Origin of the sequence: Rhodococcus sp. 14-2496-1d (assembly GCF_002259365.1) — a bacterium.
GTDB lineage: Bacteria > Actinomycetota > Actinomycetes > Mycobacteriales > Mycobacteriaceae > Rhodococcoides.
Genome location: NZ_NPFV01000029.1, coordinates 75779 through 95556 on the forward strand (window position 1 = coordinate 75779; position 19778 = coordinate 95556).

A 19778-nucleotide genomic window follows, 5' to 3' on the forward strand; every position below is an offset into this window, starting at 1 on the left:
CTGTTTTACCCGTGTCGGAGGCTTCAGCCCCGGGTGAGTTCGAGCATCGCGATCTCGGGCGGAGCGGCGACGCGAACCGGTGGACCCCACGCGCCCGCACCCCTGGTGGTGTACAGCGTGGTGTTGCCTATCGTGTCCAGCCCTTCGACACTGGGCTGCTGGAGCGGCACCAGGTACCGAATCGGCCAGATCTGACCCCCATGCGTGTGCCCGGACACCTGCATGTCGACTCCGAAGTCGGACGCCTCCACCGCCTGCAACGGCTGATGCGCCATCAACAATACGAATCGATCCGGGTCGATCCCGTCCAATGCCGCGGCGAGATCGGGTTCGTACGGTGCCGGTGCGGTGGCGTCGTTGATGCCGGCGATATCGATCGCGGCGTCACCACGAGTGATCGTCGTGCGCTCGTTGCGTAGAACGTCGATGCCGAGCGTGGACCAGAAGTCGAGCCATTCGCCGCCGTCACCCGCATAGAACTCGTGGTTGCCGCTGACGGCGAACACACCGAGCGGGGCGTCGAGGTCGCGGAGCGGCTCCAGGTCTTCTCCCACCAGAGCAACCGTGCCGTCGATGAGATCGCCGTCGAGCAGCACGACATCAGGATTTCGAGCGTTGATCGAATCGACGACCTTCCGTACGAACCCCGCACCGCGGGAGGGGCCCGCGTGCAGGTCCGATACCAATGCCACTCGGACGCCGTCGAATTCGGCCGGTAGCCTGTCGAGCGCAACGGCGGTGTTCGTCACCCGCGGAGTTGCCGCCTCGACGAGTCCGTACCCCACTGCGACTACGCTGACGAGTGACACCGCCGCTGAGCCGATCCTCGACACACGCAGTCGAGCCGCGGACGAATCGCGATGCCGCGCCGCGAAAACCACTCTCACGACGGTGCAGATCACGGCCACCAGTACGGTTCCCAGGAACAGGTACAGCACCACGGCGAGCCACGTGAGCCCGACGAACGCGGGGCCCCGTGCCCAGGACGGATCGAATGCGACGCCGCTGCCGAAGCCGATCACCGCACACAGCCACAACAGCGCCAGCACAGCATCGACAGCCCTCTTGGGACGTGTCGGCATTCCGGTGACGGAAAGGAATCGCCAGTGTAGGAACAGGGTGACGAGGAGCAAGAAGACACCGACGAAAATTACGCGAGACATGTTCTAGTACAACAACTTTCCGAGTAGATCGAAGAAATCCGGAGAATCCGACGTCGGCACGGTCGTCGCGGTGCCGCCCGTCCGGGCCGAGATGTCGGTGAACGCGGTCGCGTCGGTGTTATCGCCGATCATCACCACGTTCACTGCGACCGGACGTTCGGCATCGGATGCCGAGTTCAGGTCGGTGAGCAGGTCTTGGGTGGACAGCGATGGGTCGTCGTTGGGACCGTCGGTGATCAGCACCACGGAATTGACGCGTCCGGGGACGAACCCGGCCACGGCATCGCGATAGGCGGCCAGCAACGACCGGGCGGAATACGACGCGGATTCCGGTGTCAACGCCACTGCAACGGAATTCAGCGCGTCGCGCCTGGAAGCCGCTGCGACCTGAGCCGCCATCGGGCCGGTCGGAACGTCGACGCGATAGGGGAGCGATTCGTCCAGATCCTCGCTGAAGCTCCACAGGCCCAGCTCGGTGGAGTCGGGTACTCGCTGGAACTGCTCGCCGAGGGCGCGAACCGTGTTCTGCAGCCGAGTCGCACTGCCCTCGCTCGTGCCCATCGACTCGGACACGTCGAGCAATACGGTGGCTCGACGAGGCAGGACCGGATTTCGCAGCACGTCCAGCAGCGCGTCGGCAACCGGTCCGGAGGGAGCAGCGACGGTGCCGGAGTTCTGTGTTTCGCCGACGCCGAAGCCCGCATCCGTGAGCAGCTGCGCGCCGTCCGGCTGGCGGACGAAATCGACGAATGCGGCGGCCGCCCTGGTCGAGGTCTCGTCGCCGGAGAGTACGGCCGCGGGATGATCGGCAACGGGAGTGAAGCCCTGAGGTCGAACGGCGGTCAACGTCGACGAATCGGTCGACGCCAGTTGCTGTTCGGTGACCGGAACAGCGTGGACGGGGGCGTCGGGGCCGGGCGAGCTCTCCAGGGCGGCGAGTGAGTCGTAGGTTGTGGATGCAGACGTTGCGGAGGCTCCGGTGTCGGTGACAGCAAGCTCCGACACGGCCGAGACCAGTTCTCTCGACGAGACCTGGTCGAGGGTCAGTGCAGTGGCCGGATCGCCGCGTACCCCGGCAGCGATGGCGGCGAGCGCGAGTGTGGTTGCGCCGGCATCGGATCCGGTCGGCAGTGCGAGACGGAGTGCGCCCCACTCGCCGAGGCCGAGTGCCTGTGGGTCGCGTTGCAGGCGGACCAGGTCGGCCCAACTCACCGACGTGAGAGAGTCGGCCACGGCGGACGGCACCGCGAGTGCCACCGGACTCGCCGCGAGTGGCCGCGGGGTGCCGTCGAGGGCTCCTCGGTCGGTCACGGCCGCGACGTCGCCCGACGATTGAGGTATCCACAGGCCCGGCCGAGCGCCGAGTGCTCCGACGTCCCAGTTGTCGATACCGGCGTTCAAGGCCATCCGGACGGCATCGGAGGCCGTGGCTCGAACCTGCACCGTCACACAGTGATCACGGACCACCGGTGCGGTGTCGTTGAACCGAGCAGCCAATTGTTCGACCGGCCCGGAGATGTCGGGATCGGCGGCGACAGTGAGCACCGCCGATCCCTCCACACAGGTGTCGGCAGCTTCGACCCCTTGATCGAGGATTCGATCCCGCAGTTGAAACCATCCGAACACGGCCGCAGCGAGCACCGCGATCGTGATCACGACGATCACGGGTCCGGCGGCTATCGAACGCCCGCGCCCTGTGTTCCGATGTTCACCCACGTGATCGACAAGTCCGTCAGGCGTTGACGGCCTTGTACTCCCGTCGGCGACGATGCAGGATCGGCTCGGTGTAGCCGTTGGGCTGGCTGGTGCCCTGGAAGATCAGGTCGCTGGCAGCCTGGAAAGCGATGTTGGTGTCGAAGTCGGGAGCCAACGGCTTGTACGTCGGATCGGATTCGTTCTGACGGTCCACCACCGGGGCCATCCGCTTCAGCGACTCGCGCACCTGATCTTCGGTGACGATGCCGTGGCGCAGCCAGTTCGCGATGAACTGACTCGAAATACGCAGCGTCGCACGGTCTTCCATGAGTGCGATGTCGTTGATGTCGGGAACCTTCGAGCAGCCGACGCCGTGGTCGATCCACCGCACGACGTAGCCCAGGATCGACTGCGAGTTGTTGTCGAGTTCGTTCTGCTTCTCCTCGTCGGTCCAGTCCGTGGACGGTGCGAGAGGAATTTCGAGAATGTCGTCGACGGTGGCGCGCTTGGCCTGTGCGATTTCGTGCTGACGGGCGAAGACATCGACCTTGTGGTAGTGCAGGGCGTGCAAGGTCGCAGCGGTGGGGGAAGGAACCCACGCAGTGTTGGCACCGGCCTTGGGGTGGCCGATCTTCTGCTCGAGCATGTCGTGCATCAGATCGGGCATGGCCCACATGCCCTTACCGATCTGTGCCTTGCCTTCGAGGCCGGCAGCGAGACCGGTGTCGACGTTGAAGTCCTCGTAGGCGGCGATCCACTTCTCGCCCTTCATCGCTCCCTTGCGTACGACGGGACCTGCCTCCATCGAGGTGTGGATCTCGTCGCCGGTGCGGTCGAGGAAGCCGGTGTTGATGAACACGACGCGTTCGGACGCAGCCTGGATGCACGCCTTGAGGTTGACCGTCGTGCGGCGTTCCTCGTCCATGATGCCGACCTTGAGTGTGTTGGCCGGCAGGGAGAGAACCTGCTCGACACGGCCGAACAGCTCCGCGGTGAACGCGACCTCGTCCGGTCCGTGCATCTTGGGCTTGACGATGTACAGCGAACCGGTGCGTGAGTTCGACAGCACATTGTCCGAGGTCAGCGAGTGCATGCCGGCGAGCGAGGTGAACAGAGCATCGAGAATTCCCTCGGGCACCTCGTTGCCGTCGGCATCGAGGATCGCATCCGAGGTCATCAGGTGACCGACGTTGCGGACGAACAGCAGCGAGCGACCGTGCAGCGTCAGTTCCGAACCGTCGACCGAGGTGTACGTGCGGTCCTTGTTCATCGCACGGGTGAAGGTCTTGCCTCCCTTGGAGACTTCCTCGGTCAGATCGCCCTTCATCAGACCGAGCCAGTTGCGATACCCCAGAACCTTGTCGTCTGCGTCGACGGCCGCGACGGAGTCCTCGAAGTCCATGATGGTGGTGACAGCGGACTCGAGCAGGACGTCCTTGACGCCTGCCCCGTCGGTCTCGCCGATCGGGCTCTCGGGATCGATCTGGATCTCGAAGTGCAAGCCGTTGTGCACGAACAGAATTGCCGACGGTGCGTCCGGGGTGCCCTGGTAGCCGAGCAGCTGTGCCGGATCTTTCAGCCCGACCGTGCTGCCGTCGGCGAGGGTCACCGTGAGCGAGGCGGCATCGACGACGTATCCGGTGGTACCGACGTGCGAGCCGGAGCTCAGGGGCAGCGCCTCGTCCAGGAAGTTCCGCGCGAAGGCGATGACCTTGTCGCCACGGACCCTGTTGTAGCTGGTGCCCTTTTCGGCACCGTCGGTCTCGGGGATGGCGTCGGTTCCGTAGAGAGCGTCGTACAGCGAGCCCCACCGTGCATTGGACGCGTTGATCGCGAACCTGGCATTGAGGACCGGCACCACCAGCTGCGGGCCTGCCGTGGTGGTGATCTCGGTGTCCACACCGGACGTGCTGATCTGGAAGTCTGCCGGCTCGTCGAGCAGGTAGCCGATCTCCTTCAGGAATGCCTTGTAGGCGGCGCGATCGTAGTTCGGGCCCGCGTGTTCGCCGTGCCAGGCGTCGACCTTGCCCTGGATCTCGTCGCGGACCGCCAGCAGTGCCTTGTTCTTGGGAGCGAGATCGGCGATCACCGACGCGGCACCGGCCCAGAAGGCATCGGACTCTACGTCGGTACCCGGCAGCGCCTCCTTCTCGACGAAATCGAATAGGACCTTGGCGACCTGAAGTCCACCAGCCTGCACACGATCGGTCATGAATTCCTCACTCTTTCCGGTCACGGACACCGGTGACCGGTGTCCCCACGACAACGCTGTCGATGTTACTCGGCGGTAGGTCCGACGCCGAACTCGCCGCCGACCAGTAAATTCTGGCATCGAGCGATCAACGCCGAGCGCAGAGGTGCCGCTTCGCTCGACAGTTCTCCCTGCGCGCGCACGTATTCGGCTCGTCCGGCCGGTGTCTCGATCCGAATGGGTTCGAGATCGAAGCCGCTCAGGTCGTACGGACTCGCGCGCATGTCGATCGTTCGCGCGTGCAGGGCCAGCTCGAAGCAATCGGTGAGAAACTCGGAATCGATCAGTGGCCCCAGCTTGTAGCACCACTTGTAGAGATCCATCGAGGCATGAATACAACCGGGTTGCTCGGATGTCAGACGCGACTCCGGTGACAGCGGAAGAGCGTTGCGCGGCGCTGCATCGGGGGTGAAGAACCGGAAGGCGTCGTAGTGTGTGCAGCGCAACGTCATCGAATCGACCACGGCGTCGGTTCCCTCGTGCCCCAGGCGCAGTGGCACCTGCTCGTGCCGCTGTGCCGAGGTGCCCCCGCGGTAGACCATCGCCCACTCGTGCAGTCCGAAACAGCCGAGCACCGGTTGCCTGTCTCGGGTTGCGGCGAGCAGGCCGAGGGTGAATTCGATGCTCGATCGTCGACGCTCCACCAGATCCGACCGCACCCGAAAGCCCGGTCCGTCGTCGGTGTCGACCTGCTCGTAGGACGCGAACGCCGCGAAATCCTGCGCGCGATCACCGGTGAGGACGACGCCGTGACCTGGATTCCATCGACGCAGCTGACCCGGGCGGTGGCTGTAGTAGGTGAACAGGAAGTCGAGTACCGGATGCACGCCGCCGTGGCCCCGGTCCGTCAGATAGTCACCGACGAGGTCCTCCACCCGTGCCGCGTGCGCGGCACGGCGGGAGGTCCACTGTCCTTCGCTCAACGTCGAGTCGGGCATTCACACGTTCCGTGGGGGAGCGGCCGCAGACTTGAAGCTGGACGACGACTGACCCGGACGCGGACCGGCCACCCGGTGCGTGCCGTCCCGAACCGTTCCGACGAACTCCTCGACCAGGTCCTCGAGCGCGACGATGCCGACCGTGGCACCCGTCGCGTCGTGCACGGCACCGAGATGGCTGCTGGCCCGACGCAACTTGGTCAGTGCGTCGTCGAGCACGGTGTCGATGGAGACCACCGGTAGTGCTCGCACGTCGCTGCGCGGAATGACCGTGTCCGGTCCTGCCGATTCGTCGGCCATGGCTTCGAGTACGTCCTTCAGATGCAGGTAGCCCACGAGTGCCCCCGAGGCGTCGCGGACCGGATAACGAGAGAATCCCGTTTCGATGACGGCGCGTTCGACGGAGCCCAGTGTGGGTCCGAGGGTGTGCTCGGGTCCGGACAACTCGATGCTGCGAACCTGGTGAGAGGGAATCAGGACCTCGGCCACGGTCCGTCCGGACGTCTCGAGGGCTTGCCGCAGTCGTCGATGCTCCTCGGCATCGATCAGTCCCTCGGATCGTGATTCGCCGATCATCTGCGACAACTCGACCGCAGACACCGAGGAACTCAGCTCGTCCTTGGGTTCGATCCGCAGTAGCCGAAGGGTCAGGTTGGCGCACATGTTGTAGAACGAGATCAGCGGCAGTGCCACCTTGATGAACAGCAGATGGATGGGCACCAGAACCATGGCAGTGCTCTCCGGACCCGCGATGGCGATGTTCTTGGGCACCATCTCGCCGATGAGAATGTGCAGAACGACCACGAGCGTCAACGCGATGGCGAAGGCGATCGGGTGCAGGAAGGACTCGGGAATACCGACTGCCTCGAGCGGCACCTCGATCAGGTGTGCCACCGCAGGCTCCGCCACGCGTCCGAGAAGAATCGAGCAGATCGTGATGCCGAGCTGGGCCGCCGCAAGCATCTGCGACAGGTTCTGACCGGCCTCGATGACGCTTTGCGCACGCTTCTTGCCTTGCGCGAGTAAGGCTTCGAGGCGATCCCGCCGGGCCGAGATCAGGGCGAACTCGGCCCCGACGAAGAATGCGTTGCCGGCGAGCAACAGGACGGCTAGACCGACGCCGAGGAAATCACCCATCGATCTCACCCTCCGACCTCATCCGAGCCACCGCAGCCGCGTCGACGGGCAGAAGAACCACCCGGTCGATGCGGCGGCCGTCCATCCGAAGCACCCGGGCCACCCAGCCGCCGTCTCGTTCGAGTGGATCCTCGTTCGCCGGGGAAGGCAACAGAACTGCATCCCCCTCGGTCGGAATACGACCCAACTCCGTCAGCACGAGACCGCCGATGGTTTCGTACTCGCCCTCGGGTGCCGAATACCCCGTGGCCGACGCGACCTCGTCGATACGCAGCAGCCCTGCACAGTCCCATCCGTCGCCCGATCTGGAGACATCGAGTTCCGGCTCGTCGTGTTCGTCGCGCACGTCACCGACGATCTCCTCGATGAGATCCTCCATGGTGACCATGCCCGCGGTGCCGCCGTACTCGTCGACGACGAGCGCGACCTGCATACCGTCGGCGCGTACCCGCTCCATCACTGCGTCGCCGTCGAGACTGGACGGTACGACGGGAACGTCGCGGGCCAGGGATTCGACCGTCGTCGACCGTCGGTGCGCCCCGGCGACGGTGAACGCGTGCTTGATGTGAACGACGCCGACGGTGTCGTCCAGGTCGCCGTCGACCACCGGAAAACGTGAGAAGCCGGTCCGCGCAGCCGTTTCGATCAGATCGGCCACGGTCGCGTCGGTGGCGAGTGTTTCTATCTTCACTCGCGGCGTCATCAGTTCCTCGGCCGTGCGATCGCCGAACTGCAACGACCGGTCCACCAGTCGGGCGGTGTTCTCGTCGATCGACCCCTGCCGCGCCGACGTGCGGACCAGCGAACCCAGCTCCTGCGGCGACCGAGCGGATCTCAGTTCCTCCGCCGGTTCGATTCCGAGCCGGCGCACCAGCCAGTTCGCCGAGCCGTTGAGTCCGTTGATGGCCCACTTGAACACCAGTGAGAACCCGGCCATCGCACCGGCGGTGACGCGAGCGGTCGACATCGGTTTCGCGATGGCGATGTTCTTGGGAACCAGCTCACCGAAGATCATCGAGAACGAGGTCGCCAGGATCAGCGCCACTGCGAGCGAGATGCCGGCGGCGAGGGTCTCGGATGCGCCCAGCGTGTCGGCCACCGGCCGAATGAAACCGGCCAGCACCGGTTCGGCGAGATAACCGGTGATCAGCGTGGTGATGGTGATGCCGAGTTGGGCACCGGACAGCTGAAACGACAGTGTCTTGTGGGCGTGCAGAACTTGGCGTGAGCGGAGGTCACCGTTGTCGGCCTGTGACTCGACCGCACTGCGTTCGAGGGCAGTGAGGGAGAACTCGGCCGCGACGAACAGCGCGGTGCCGGCCGTCAAGGCCACGAAACCGAGCAGGCTGGCGATGGTGATGAGAAGTTCCACGCGTCAACTCCGCCTGAGCCGAGGCCGTCGAAGCTGGGACAGGAGCATTGCGCCGCCGGAGTGCACGTGGCTGCCGAAATCGTGTTCGCCGGGTTTCTCTCCCGGCTCGATAGAGGATCCCTCCGAAGTGGAACCGTCGTCGTGTTGTTCTGCGGTTGCCGTGACGGCAACCGAGATAGTGGGTGCCTCGGGCACCTGATTCCCTTCTGTCGGTTCGCGTTGCGGTCCCTTCATGGGGAGCCGACGTCAGGCCACACGCCGAGAATCGATTGCTCGAATTGTCGACGAGTGACGAGCGCGAACAACTGTGTCTGCTGTAGGCGAGAGTCTAACCGTGTCCGGTCGTCACCACCCGGAGGGCAGGGGCCGCCCCTCGGCGAATCCGGCGGCGGACTGGACTCCCAGAACGGCTCGTTCGGCCAACTCCGGCAGCGAACGGGCTCCCGCGTACGTACAGGTACTGCGAACTCCGGCGCAGATGTGATCGATCAGATCCTCGACACCCGGCCGATCGGGATCGAGGCGCATCCGCGAACTGGAAATGCCCTCCTCGAACAAGGCTTTCCGGGCCCGGTCGAACGCGCCGTCGGTGGCGGTGCGGGCGGCAACGGCTCGCTTGGACGCCATGCCGAAGCTCTCCTTGTACCGATTGCCGGATGCGTCGACTCGCAGGTCGCCAGGCGACTCGTAGGTGCCGGCGAACCACGAGCCGATCATGACGTTCGCAGCACCGGCGGCCAGCGCGAGAGCAACGTCACGGGGATGGCGCACACCGCCGTCGGCCCACACCGAAGCCCCGAGTTCGGCTGCCGCAGCCGAACAATCGGCCACAGCCGAGAACTGGGGGCGTCCGACGCCGGTCATCATTCGCGTCGTGCACATCGCGCCCGGTCCTACGCCGACCTTGACGATGTCCGCGCCGGCCTGCACCAGATCGCGCGTCCCCTGGGCGGACACCACGTTGCCGGCCGCCAGGGGAACGCCGAGATCGAGAGAGCGCACAGCAGCGAGGGCTTCGAGCATCTTCTGCTGATGGCCGTGCGCGGTGTCCATGACGAGCACATCGGCACCAGCCTCGACCAGTGCGGTCGCCTTCTCCGCCACATTGCCGTTGATACCGACGGCGGCAGCGATGCGCAGGCGTCCCGACGCGTCGACCGCGGGCGCGTAGATACCGGTCCGAACGGCACCGGTCCTGGACACGACACCGGCCAGGGAGCCGTCGTTCTCGACGACAACGGCGAGATGGGCATGTGCCGCTTCCATCAGCTCGAAGACTTCCTGAGGCGACGCATGGCGAGGTGCGCGCACGAAATCGGCCGACGCCACGGAACTGAGTCGAGCGAATCGGTCGACGTCGGCACAGGCGCTCTCGGTCACCACTCCGATCGGCTTGCCGTGTTCGACGATCACGACCGACCCGTGTGCGCGCTTGTGCACCAGCGCCAAGGCGTCGGACACGGACGCATTGGGGCCGAGGACGACAGGTGTGTCCGCGATCAGGTCACGGCTCTTGACGAATGCGACGGTCTCGGCAACGGCCTCGGTGGGCAGGTCCTGCGGGATCACGGCGATCGCTCCGCGACGTGCGACGGTCTCTGCCATCCGCCGTCCCGACACCGCGGTCATGTTCGACACGACGATCGGGATGGTGGTGCCCGAACCGTCGACCGTGCTCAGGTCGACGTCGAACCTGGACGTGACGTCGGTTCGGTTGGGGACGAGGAAGACGTCGTCGTAGGTGAGATCGTAGGGCGGAAGGTGACCATCGAGGAACTGCACGCTGATCGAGACTACCGGTCGGGCGCATTCGGGGCCGAAGCCACGTCCCCTGTCTCCGTTTCGATGCGGGTCGACGCCTGGGTCCGAGACAGTCGAATCGTCGTCACCACCATGACGAACACCGCTACGGCGATGACGGCGAGGGACGTCCCGTCGGTTCTGATTCGCTCGTCCAGGACCGTGATGCCGATGAACGCAGCGCCGAGTGGTTCGCCGATCGTGACCGCCGGTAGTGAGGCGGACAGCGGACCGGCCTGGAAGGCTCGCTGCTGCAGATAGAACCCGAGAACTCCGGATCCCACCAGCGCGTAGGTCTGCCAGGCTGCCAGGGCTCCGAGCAGGTCGCTCTCCACCAGATCGGTGACGAACTTCGTCAGAGCCGCAGCCAGACCGAACAGCAGCCCTCCCGCGGCTCCGAGCAGCAGAGCCCGCGCGCCGGGCGCTCTCAGTACGAGCCCGCCCACCGCGGCGCCACCGATCACGACCGCGGCGATGATCAGCGGAATGATCCAATCGGCCAGCGGGGCGTCGGTATTGCCTTCGCTGGGATCGCCGACCACGATGAACACCGCAAGGGCGGTGGCCAGGAGAACGGCGAGTGCCCACGTCGAAACCGGGAGTGCCCGGCCCGTCAATTTCGCCGACATCGGGAGTGCGAACAGCAGGGCGGTGACGAGCAACGGTTGCACGACCAGCACCGAACCGACCCACAGTGCAGCGATCTGAACCGCGTAGCCGCCGCCGTCCCCGAGTACGCCCACCCACCATCTCGGGCTTCGGATCAGAGCCGAGAGCAGCGATGTTCCCTCCGGAACCGACGCGGCGGCGCTCTGCTGTGCCACCGACGCAGAGGCGAACAGGAATGCCGACACCAGCGCGAGCAGGATCGACAACCAGGAGGCGGTCACCCGCGTCGTCCTCGGGTGCCGCCTCGCCTGCCTCCGGAACGCCCGGGTCGCTCGTGTCGGGCGGGTGCGGCACCGCGCCGCGAACTACGTGGGGCGGGTGATTCCGTCGCCTCGGCCGGGAGCGGTCGGCCGATGGGGGTACGCGCCCCCGTCAACCGACGCCACGAGGTGGGATCGGTCTCGGTGTCGATCACCGTCGCCGAGACACCGGCGTCGCCGGCCATCGCACGCACGTGATCGAGCTGATCGGCGGTGGCCAACGTCACGACGGTTCCGCTGGCTCCGGCGCGCGCAGTGCGGCCCGCGCGGTGCACGTAGTCCTTGGAGTCCAACGGTGGGTCGACGTGAACCACGAGGGTGACGTCATCGACGTGAACCCCCCGTGCTGCGACATCGGTGGCGATCAGCGCGGTCGACTCGCCGTCGCCGAAAGCGGCCAGCGAGCGTGTGCGGTGAGCCTGAGTCTTGTTGCCGTGCAACGACGATACCGATACACCCAGACGGCGACAGTCGTCGGTGAGTCGGTCGACCGCGTGAGTGGTCCGGACGAACAGCAGCGTGCGACCGTCCCTGTTGGCAAGTGCGGCAGCTACTTCGGTCTTGCGGGCAGCGTCGACCCTGAACACGTAGTGCGCGATGTCGGGCTCGCCGACCGACTCCGCCGTCGAATGTTCGGCCGGATCGTTCAAGAACTTCTCGACCAGGCGGTCGACGTCCTCGTCCAAGGTCGCCGAGAACAGCAGTCGCTGCCCGCCGGCCGGTGTCGCGGCGAGGAGCGAATCGACCTGGGGCAGAAATCCCATGTCCACCATGCGATCCGCCTCGTCGATCACGGTCACCTCCACGCGATTCAACGTGATCGAGCGTCGGGCGAGCAGGTCGTTGAGGCGACCGGGGGTGGCAACCACGATGTCGATTCCGCGCTGGATCTCTCGGACATTGCGCTCGAGCGGGACGCCGCCGACCACACTGACGCTGCGTAGGCCGAACGTCGCACCGTGGATGTCGAGGACTTCCTGGATCTGGAGCGCGAGTTCGCGAGTGGGAGCAAGCACGAGCCCACGCGGAGCACCGGGCTCACTGCGACGGCCGGCAAGCCGCACGAGCAACGGAAGCCCGAACGCGAGAGTCTTTCCCGATCCGGTCGGAGCACGGCCGAGAACATCGCGGCCCTCGAGCGCATCGGGCAGAGCCGCGGACTGGATCGGAAACGGCTCCGAGACACCCGCTTTCCTGAGCGAGTGGACGAGAACCACGGGCAGTCCCAGTTCTGCGAACGATCGAACGGATTGACCCGGCATGGCTGTGACCCTACCGCTGCGTCGACCACGCGTCGGAATCTTCTTGTCGGTGCCCCGCGCAATACTTCGAGTAGAACGCACGTTCGATCGGCGTTCGGCACCGTGATCGCCGAGGGGGCGATCGCACGCAGAGTGTGGGGGAGCTATGTGCAAGATGTGTCAGGGCTACAGCGTCGACGAGTACATCGAAGGTGTGAAACGCACCATCGACAGGTGTGGGTGGGCCTTGCAGTACGTGGAATCGGAAATCGATCTCGACGGTATCCATCCGGCGTTCTGCTACACGGTCGGTCTGACGAATTTCGGCAGCCCGGAGATCGTCATGACCGGACGCGGGCCACATGAGTCCTCGCGAATTCTCAATTCGCTGGGCGCCTCGGTGGCCTCGGGAATGCTCGAGCTCGAATCCGGAATCGGTTGCACTGCAGCAGGATTCGAGCTGTTCACCATCGACGTACCGGACTGTGCGGAAATTCTGTACGCAGCCTCCGACGTCTACGGCCAAGGGTGCTTCAGTGCGGTGCAGGCGGTGTGGAAGGACCTCGAAGGTGCACTGCCGTGGGAAGGAATCCCGTCGACGGTGGTCCAACCGATTCTCGGGCCGGTACCCGGCTGACCGGTTCCCGTGCTGTACCGGTGGCGCTGCGTGGTGAACGCAGCGCCACCGGCGGAAGCTTCTCGGTCAGGCTTCGATCTCGGAACGATCGCCGCTCCACAGAGTGTGGAACTTTCCTTCCGAGTCGGTTCGCTCGTAGGTGTGCGCCCCGAAGAAGTCCCGCTGACCCTGTGTCAGAGCGGCAGGTAGACGCTCTGCCCGCAACGCGTCGTAGTAGGAGAGCGAGGACGCGAACGCGGGGACCGGAATGCCCAGTGAAGCCGCGGTGATGACCACTCGACGCCAGCTGTCGATAGCGTTCTCGATGGCATCACGGAAATACGGGGCCAGGATCAAACTGGGCAGTTCGGCGTTGTCGTCGTACGCGTCCTTGATGCGATCGAGGAACCGAGCGCGAATGATGCAGCCACCACGCCAGATCGTGGCGAGGTCACCGGGATGCAGATTCCAGTCGTATTCGGTGCTGCCCGCGGCGATCTGATCGAAGCCCTGCGCGTAGGCGACGATCTTGGACGCGTAGAGAGCCCGACTGATGTCGTGCGTGAACTGCTCTGCGTCGGTCGGCTTGTCGGCGAGTGTTCCGGAGGCGAGTCCGACGGCTGCCTTGCGCTGAGCGCGTGACCCCGACAGAGCCCGAGCGAACACGGCCTCGGCGATACCGGTGACGGGAACGCCGAGGTCCAAAGCCGCCTTGACGGTCCAGCGACCGGTGCCCTTCTGCTCCGCAGCGTCGACGATCACGTCGACGAGAGGCTGACCGGTCTTGGCGTCGACCTGGCGGAGAACCTCGGCGGTGATCTCGACGAGGTAGCTCTCGAGGTCTCCGTTGTTCCACTCGGTGAACACGTCCGCTACCTGAGCGGGCGTGTATCCGAGCGCGTCACGGAACAGGTTGTAGGCCTCACCGATGAGTTGCATATCGGCGTATTCGATGCCGTTGTGGACCATCTTGACGAAGTGGCCGGAGCCGTCGGGCCCGATGTGGGTGCAGCACGGCGTGCCGTCGACCTGCGCCGCGATCGATTCCAACAGCGGTCCGAGGGCCTTGTAGGACTCCGCGGGTCCGCCCGGCATGATCGACGGTCCGTTGAGCGCGCCTTCTTCGCCGCCGGAGATACCGGCACCGACGAAGAGCAGTCCACGCTCTTTCATGGCGGCCTCGCGCCGGATGGTGTCGGTGTAGAGGGCATTGCCACCGTCGATGATGATGTCGCCCTCCTCCATCGCGCCTGCAAGTTCCTCGATCACGGCGTCGGTCGGGTCGCCTGCCTTGACCATGATGAGCACTCGGCGCGGCTTCGCGAGGGCGGCGACGAACTCCTCGATGGTCTCGGTGCGGATGAAGTTGCCCTCGGTGCCGTGCTCGGCGATCAGGGCATCGGTCTTGGCCACGCTGCGGTTGTGCAATGCGACGGTGTGACCGTGATGGGCGAAGTTGCGGGCGATGTTGGAGCCCATGACGGCGAGTCCGGTGACTCCGATCTGAGCCAGTTCTGTCGGTTCTGCTGCTGAGGTCATACAGACAGCTTTCCTTGCCGCGAGATTTCGCGCGAGCCAACCCCCCGGCCGGTGTCGAAGCCGGCCACCGCCAACGACGAAGGGTGCCGCATTCGCGAAGAATGCGGCACCCGTTCGTGCATTTCGGGTCGGATCACGACCTCACGGTGACGAACCGATCAGTGGCTGCGAGCCGGACCGTCGAAACCGTCGTACGAACGCCGTTCCGTGCGGCTGCGGAAGCCGCCGGACCGGTGCTCGTCCTGGCGGGGACCGGATGCCGGACGGCGATTGTCGGAGCCACGGCCTTCGTATCCACGACCCTCGGAGCCGCGGTACGAGCCCGAATCGGAGCGACGCGGACGATCGCCCTGGTAGCCCTCGCTGCTGCGGGGGTTGGATCCCTGGTATCCGCCGCCGCTGCGCGGGTTGGAGCCCTGGTAGCCGGTGCGGGGACGGTCGCCCTGGTAGCCCTCGCTGCTGCGGGGGTTGGATCCCTGGTATCCGCCACCGCTGCGCGGGTTGGAGCCCTGGTATCCGCCACCGCTGCGGGGGTTGGAGCCCTGGTATCCGCCGCCGCTGCGGGGGTTGGAGCCCTGGTAGCCGGGACGGCTGTTCCGGTCGCGGGGAGCGGACTCGGCGCGCAGGGGCTCACCGGTCGGCTTCTTCGCTCCGGTGATGCTGTTCAGCTCGGCCGAACCGGGCGAGACGTTGACGGCGGTGGCCTTGACGCCGGCCATCCCGGTCAGACGCAGAACCTGACGACGCTGGTTGGGCAGCACGATCGCGACAACGGTGCCCTTCTCTCCCGCGCGTGCCGTACGTCCCGCGCGGTGCAGGTAGTCCTTGTGGTCTGCGGGCGGATCGACGTGGACGACCAGGTCGATACCGTCGACGTGGATTCCACGAGCAGCAACGTCGGTGGCGACGAGGACGGGTGTACGGCCGTTCTTGAAGCGCTCGAGAACGCGGGTGCGCTGATTCTGAGCCTTGCCACCGTGCAGTGACTCCGCGGCGATACCGAGCGCACGCAGGCGGTCGGTGATTCCGTCGCAGCCCAGCTTGGTACGCGCGAACATGATGGTGCGACCGCCTTCGCGGGCACCGATCTCGGACAGAACGAGATCCTTCTGACCCCGGTCGACCATGAGCACGTAGTGATCCATGGTGCGGACGCTGGCTTTGCCGTCCTGGGTGGAGTGCTCGACGTGATCGGGCAGGAACTGGCGTACCAGCGACTGAACCTCACGGTCGAGGGTGGCCGAGAACAGCATGCGCTGTCCGTCTGCCGGAGTGTCGGCGAGGACGGCACGAACCTCGGGCAGGAAGCCCATGTCGGCCATCTGATCGGCCTCGTCGAGCGCGGTGATCTCGATGGAGTCCAGGATGCAGGTGCCCTGACGCAGATGGTCGGCGAGGCGACCCGGGGTGGCGACGAGGACGTCGACTCCGCGCCGGAGCTGCTCGACCTGCTTGTTGAACGGGGTGCCGCCGACGGCGGGCATGACGCGCAGGCCCTGCGCATTGGCGTAGGGGGCGAGGGATTCGACAACCTGGAAAGCGAGCTCGCGGGTGGGGACCAGCACGAGCGAACGGGGGCGCTTGGCCGCCGGGCGGTCGGTGTGCAACGACAGGCGCTGCAGGATCGGCAGGCCGAAGGCGAGGGTCTTGCCCGAGCCGGTCTGCGCACGGCCGAGGACGTTCTTACCGGCGATGGCGTCGGGGAGTGCCTTCTCCTGGATGGGGGAGGGCACGGTGATCGAGTTGCGCGCCAATGCGGCGACGACTGCCTCGGGCAGTCCGAGATCGGCGAACGTGAATGCCGGTGCCGCTGCGGGCGTCGGGACTGCCGTGGTGTCGGAAGCGGTGGAAACGGGTGTGTTGGAAACAGCGTGGGTCACGCAGTAAAGCCTCTCCGGATTGCGGGCACGCCAATAAGCCCGAAGCTGAGAGCACCCGAAGAACCGGGAAACACGAAAAACAGCCAGAACACATTGATACGAGCCAGGGCACTGTCACCTGGCCATCAGAATGCAGACGAGAACTGCATAAAGTGGGGCTGTTTGTGCCATTTCGATTGCTAGGCCGCGATGGCGACCGGTCTCTACTGTACGGGACGTACCGCCGATTGTTCGACTCGAGTCGATGTGACCTGTGCGACCCCGATCGCCCGCGGGACTCACCCGACGAGCTTGCTCAATTCCTCCAGCCACGGCATGGCGACGTAGATCGTGGGAAGAACGAGGATCACCACGGCCGCAGCGTAGGCAGCCGCAGCGATGCGCACATCGGCACCCGGGCCGCTCAAGCGCTGGACACGGATGAGGGTGTGCGGCCCTCCGGCCGCCATCGCACCACGCGGTGCAGTCGACCCGGCGCAGGTGACCAGGGCTCTGGCCAACGGCGTCGGTCCGGTGACCTTGACCGCCGAGTCGTCGGCGAGCAGCTCGACCAGCAGCTGCACGCTGCCGAGCGCCGACTTGCTGCGGACGATCCGAGGGAACGCTTCGTTCACGGCGGTGAATGCTTCGAGGACCAGGTCGTGGCGGGCGCGCAGGTGTGAGCGCTCGTGACTGAGGATGGCGGTGACCTCCGCCTCGGAAAGACTGGCCAACGTTCCACGGCTGAGCACCACCCGCTGACGCAGACCCGGTAGGCAGTACGCGATCGGTTCCGCCGCGTCGAGCACGCGGATGTCTGCATCGCGGAGACCACGGAAAGGGTTCTCGCCCCGATCGCTTCGATCCAGCAGATCGACGAGCACGCGATGTCTGGAACGTCGACGACGGGTTCTGACCGCTACCTGAACGACGGAGAACATGAGCTTGGCACCGATGCCGAGCGTGATGGCGAGGACGACGACGTAGAGGATCCACAGGGGCAGGCCGAGAGCGTCGATCTCGTCGGTCGGTGCCGTCGTGGGCCGACCGTCCGGACCGGGGACCAGCAGCAGTCCGCCGATCGCGAGGCCCGAGCTGAAGGCCGAGAGCACAGCAGCGAGGGCAATTGCCTGCCAGAGCACCAGAGCCGCGCGTGGTGACCGGTACGGCCAGCTCGCGCGGGCGAGCACTGCCGGAACCGGCCCAGCCAGGATCAGCGCGAGTACTGCGAATACCAGCGCAGTCGTCGAGTTCATGTCCTCACTTACTGCCGCGAGCGTCAGTCCGTCGGACGGCCATCTCCAGCCGAAGGGGACTTCGATGTCGATTGTGCCACTTCCAGAGCGGCGAGCGCCTCACGGAGGGCGGCGGCTTCGTCGGCCCCGACCTGTCCGACGAAGTGGACGAGTGCCGCTGCGCGTCCACCCGATGCCGGTGCCTGCGACAGCGCGTCGACCATCAGGCTCGCGACCAGCTCGTCGCGGCCGTGCAACGGGGCATAGCGATGCGCTCTGTCGTCGCGTTGCTGCACGACCAACTTCTTCTTCGCCAGCCGCTGCAGCACCGTCATCACTGTCGTGTACGCGAGTTCGCGATGCGTCGCCAGCGCCTCGTGCACCTGTCGAACGGTCTGGGGATCCGACGACTCCCACAGATGGTCCATCACTGCACGCTCTAGTTCACCAAGACCAGCCATTCGTCCGAGTCTACGGCTACTCCGACGCGGATGCGTACTACTCGTGGTAGTACCGACCTGTCGGCAGGTGTGGGATCGGTCATAGGCGGTGTCGCGACGAATCGGCGGGTCTCGACCGCGGGAATCCCGCGGCGAATATTCTGTGCTGTGATCGTGCCGCCCCTCGGCCCGACTTTCGAGAAGTGAGCGGAGACGAAGGCGTGGACTGGTTCGATTCCCTGTCGTTGATCGACGGCCCGGTACCGGTGATCGTGTCCGTTCTCGGTGCCCTCGGTGGTCTGTGGCTGCTCTTGTCGAGATCGCGGCGATACGCCACGCGTGCGCTGCCGATCGCCGCGACGGCATCGATCGTTGCCACGACGATCGGCTACGTGGTGGTCGAGAAGGTGTGGCGACCGTTCCCGGACCCGATAGAGACCGCGATCTACGTGTGGATCGGCGTCGGTCTCGCTGCGTTGTTCACGATGGTTCCCAGGTCGTTGGCCGCTCGAGGGGTGCTGGGCACCTCGGCGTCCGTGCTGGCGACGGTGTTCGTGGTGGCGGCGTCGGCCCTGCACGTCAACCTGGAGTTCGACGCATACCCCACCGTGGGCAACGCTCTCGGGGCCGAGTCCGCGGCGCGCATTCAGTTCTCGGATGTGCCCGCTGCGGTGGCACAGACCGTCACCGGCACGCCGCTCGACTCGGTCTGGACCGCGCCCGCCGACCTGGCGTCCGCCGGGAGAATCACCTCCGCCTCCATTCCGGCCACTGCGTCGAACTTCTCCGCACGAGATGCGCAGATCTACCTGCCGCCCGCCTACTTCGCCGATCCTCGTCCGCTCCTTCCGGTCCTCGTGCTGCTCGCCGGTCAGCCGGGAGCACCCGAGGATTGGCTCAACGGTGGGAAGCTCGCCGAGACCATGGACAACTTCGCTCGCGATCACGCGGGCCTCGCGCCGGTCGTCGTCGTCGCGGACGGAACCGGGTCGTCGATGGCCAATCCGCTCTGTGTCGACTCACCCCTGGGCAACGTGGACACGTATCTCTCCCGCGACGTTCCCGACTGGATCGACACTGCGCTGCAGGTCGATCCGAATCGCGCGCACTGGGCGATCGGTGGATTGTCTTACGGCGGTACGTGTTCGATACAGATGGCGACCAATCATCCCGATGTCTATCCCACGTTTCTCGACCTGTCCGGTCAGCGCGAGCCGACTCTCGGCGATCGAGACCGAACGGTGCAGCAGGCCTTCGGAGGAAACTCCGCGGCGTTCACTGCCGTCAATCCGCTCGACCTGCTGAAATCACGTCGGTACCCCGACTCGGCCGGTATTTTCGTCGTGGGGTCGGACGACAACGACTACAAACCGGGCCAACAGGAAATGTACGACGCGGCGAAGGCCGCCGGAATGGATGTGCAGTACGTGGAGGTACCGGGCGGACACAGCTTCGCTGTGTGGTCGGAAGGCCTCCGACGTGAGCTCCCATGGTTGGCGACGAGGACAGGGTTGATTTCGTGAACGTGACCGATCCGGAACGACCGTCCGCGGCCGACGCCGA

Annotated in this window: 15 protein-coding genes; 2 read left to right on the forward strand and 13 right to left on the reverse strand. The window is 65.7% G+C overall.

Going from position 1 to position 19778, the window contains the following annotated elements:
- Nucleotides 1-23: 23 nt before the first annotated feature.
- From CH296_RS21870 to CH296_RS21915, 9 genes are all read right to left on the reverse strand, one after another.
- The gene (locus tag CH296_RS21870) at nucleotides 24-1163 is read right to left on the reverse strand and encodes a metallophosphoesterase (RefSeq protein ID WP_094682749.1); all 1140 of its coding nucleotides are present in this window, start codon (nucleotides 1161-1163) and stop codon (nucleotides 24-26) included.
- Nucleotides 1164-1166: 3 nt separating this feature from the next.
- Complete coding sequence (locus tag CH296_RS21875) at nucleotides 1167-2828, reverse strand: substrate-binding and VWA domain-containing protein (RefSeq protein ID WP_094685751.1); 1662 nt, start codon at nucleotides 2826-2828, stop codon at nucleotides 1167-1169.
- A 67-nt stretch (nucleotides 2829-2895) separates the two neighbouring features.
- The gene (locus CH296_RS21880) at nucleotides 2896-5070 is read right to left on the reverse strand and encodes a malate synthase G (protein ID WP_094647995.1); all 2175 of its coding nucleotides are present in this window, start codon (nucleotides 5068-5070) and stop codon (nucleotides 2896-2898) included.
- A gap of 65 nt (nucleotides 5071-5135) precedes the next feature.
- Nucleotides 5136-6047, reverse strand: coding sequence for a hypothetical protein (locus CH296_RS21885; RefSeq protein ID WP_032398132.1), 912 nt, complete (start codon nucleotides 6045-6047; stop codon nucleotides 5136-5138).
- Nucleotides 6048-7184, reverse strand: coding sequence for a hemolysin family protein (locus tag CH296_RS21890; RefSeq protein ID WP_094682751.1), 1137 nt, complete (start codon nucleotides 7182-7184; stop codon nucleotides 6048-6050).
- A complete protein-coding gene (locus CH296_RS21895) occupies nucleotides 7177-8556 on the reverse strand; it encodes a hemolysin family protein (protein WP_094685752.1) in 1380 nt (459 codons plus the stop codon). The genes CH296_RS21890 and CH296_RS21895 overlap by 8 nt, the downstream gene beginning before the upstream one ends.
- A gap of 345 nt (nucleotides 8557-8901) precedes the next feature.
- On the reverse strand, nucleotides 8902-10338 hold the full coding sequence (locus tag CH296_RS21905; protein WP_094685753.1) for a GuaB1 family IMP dehydrogenase-related protein: 1437 nt from the start codon (nucleotides 10336-10338) through the stop codon (nucleotides 8902-8904).
- An 11-nt stretch (nucleotides 10339-10349) separates the two neighbouring features.
- Nucleotides 10350-11246, reverse strand: coding sequence for a DMT family transporter (locus CH296_RS21910; RefSeq protein WP_094682753.1), 897 nt, complete (start codon nucleotides 11244-11246; stop codon nucleotides 10350-10352).
- The gene (locus CH296_RS21915) at nucleotides 11243-12547 is read right to left on the reverse strand and encodes a DEAD/DEAH box helicase (protein ID WP_256980537.1); all 1305 of its coding nucleotides are present in this window, start codon (nucleotides 12545-12547) and stop codon (nucleotides 11243-11245) included. Before CH296_RS21915 ends, CH296_RS21910 begins: the two co-directional genes overlap by 4 nt.
- Before the next feature lie 145 nt (nucleotides 12548-12692).
- Between CH296_RS21915 and CH296_RS21920 the strand changes: the two genes are divergently transcribed.
- The gene (locus tag CH296_RS21920) at nucleotides 12693-13163 is read left to right on the forward strand and encodes a DUF4262 domain-containing protein (protein WP_045195115.1); all 471 of its coding nucleotides are present in this window, start codon (nucleotides 12693-12695) and stop codon (nucleotides 13161-13163) included.
- A gap of 66 nt (nucleotides 13164-13229) precedes the next feature.
- Here CH296_RS21920 and gndA read toward each other — a convergent pair whose 3' ends face one another.
- The 4 genes from gndA to CH296_RS21940 all read right to left on the reverse strand — a co-directional run bounded on the left by gndA (nucleotide 13230) and on the right by CH296_RS21940 (nucleotide 18236).
- The gene (gndA, locus tag CH296_RS21925) at nucleotides 13230-14681 is read right to left on the reverse strand and encodes an NADP-dependent phosphogluconate dehydrogenase (RefSeq protein WP_094629442.1); all 1452 of its coding nucleotides are present in this window, start codon (nucleotides 14679-14681) and stop codon (nucleotides 13230-13232) included.
- Nucleotides 14682-14839: 158 nt separating this feature from the next.
- Nucleotides 14840-16561: a DEAD/DEAH box helicase gene (locus CH296_RS21930; RefSeq protein WP_045195119.1), complete on the reverse strand. Its 1722-nt coding sequence runs from the start codon at nucleotides 16559-16561 to the stop codon at nucleotides 14840-14842.
- Between the two features lie 278 nt (nucleotides 16562-16839).
- Nucleotides 16840-17796, reverse strand: coding sequence for a M56 family metallopeptidase (locus CH296_RS21935; protein ID WP_045195121.1), 957 nt, complete (start codon nucleotides 17794-17796; stop codon nucleotides 16840-16842).
- A 23-nt stretch (nucleotides 17797-17819) separates the two neighbouring features.
- Entirely contained in the window at nucleotides 17820-18236 is a 417-nt protein-coding gene (locus tag CH296_RS21940; RefSeq protein ID WP_032398122.1) for a BlaI/MecI/CopY family transcriptional regulator, read from the reverse strand.
- 200 nt (nucleotides 18237-18436) lie between these two features.
- On the opposite strand from CH296_RS21940, the gene CH296_RS21945 reads away from it, so the two are divergent.
- Nucleotides 18437-19738, forward strand: a complete 1302-nt coding sequence (locus tag CH296_RS21945) for an esterase family protein (protein WP_094629464.1) — start codon at nucleotides 18437-18439, stop codon at nucleotides 19736-19738.
- Nucleotides 19739-19778: the final 40 nt, after the last annotated feature.

What these genes read in the sequence shown, in the direction of transcription:
- CH296_RS21880 (WP_094647995.1), bottom strand. Translation starts at nt 5,070, where the DNA reads ATGACCGATCGTGTGCAGGCTGGTGGACTTCAGGTCGCCAAGGTCCTA.
- CH296_RS21885 (WP_032398132.1), bottom strand. Translation starts at nt 6,047, where the DNA reads ATGCCCGACTCGACGTTGAGCGAAGGACAGTGGACCTCCCGCCGTGCC.
- gndA (WP_094629442.1), bottom strand. Translation starts at nt 14,681, where the DNA reads ATGACCTCAGCAGCAGAACCGACAGAACTGGCTCAGATCGGAGTCACC.
- CH296_RS21915 (WP_256980537.1), bottom strand. Translation starts at nt 12,547, where the DNA reads ATGCCGGGTCAATCCGTTCGATCGTTCGCAGAACTGGGACTGCCCGTG.
- CH296_RS21935 (WP_045195121.1), bottom strand. Translation starts at nt 17,796, where the DNA reads ATGAACTCGACGACTGCGCTGGTATTCGCAGTACTCGCGCTGATCCTG.
- CH296_RS21940 (WP_032398122.1), bottom strand. Translation starts at nt 18,236, where the DNA reads ATGGCTGGTCTTGGTGAACTAGAGCGTGCAGTGATGGACCATCTGTGG.
- CH296_RS21890 (WP_094682751.1), bottom strand. Translation starts at nt 7,184, where the DNA reads ATGGGTGATTTCCTCGGCGTCGGTCTAGCCGTCCTGTTGCTCGCCGGC.
- CH296_RS21920 (WP_045195115.1), top strand. Translation starts at nt 12,693, where the DNA reads ATGTGCAAGATGTGTCAGGGCTACAGCGTCGACGAGTACATCGAAGGT.
- CH296_RS21870 (WP_094682749.1), bottom strand. Translation starts at nt 1,163, where the DNA reads ATGTCTCGCGTAATTTTCGTCGGTGTCTTCTTGCTCCTCGTCACCCTG.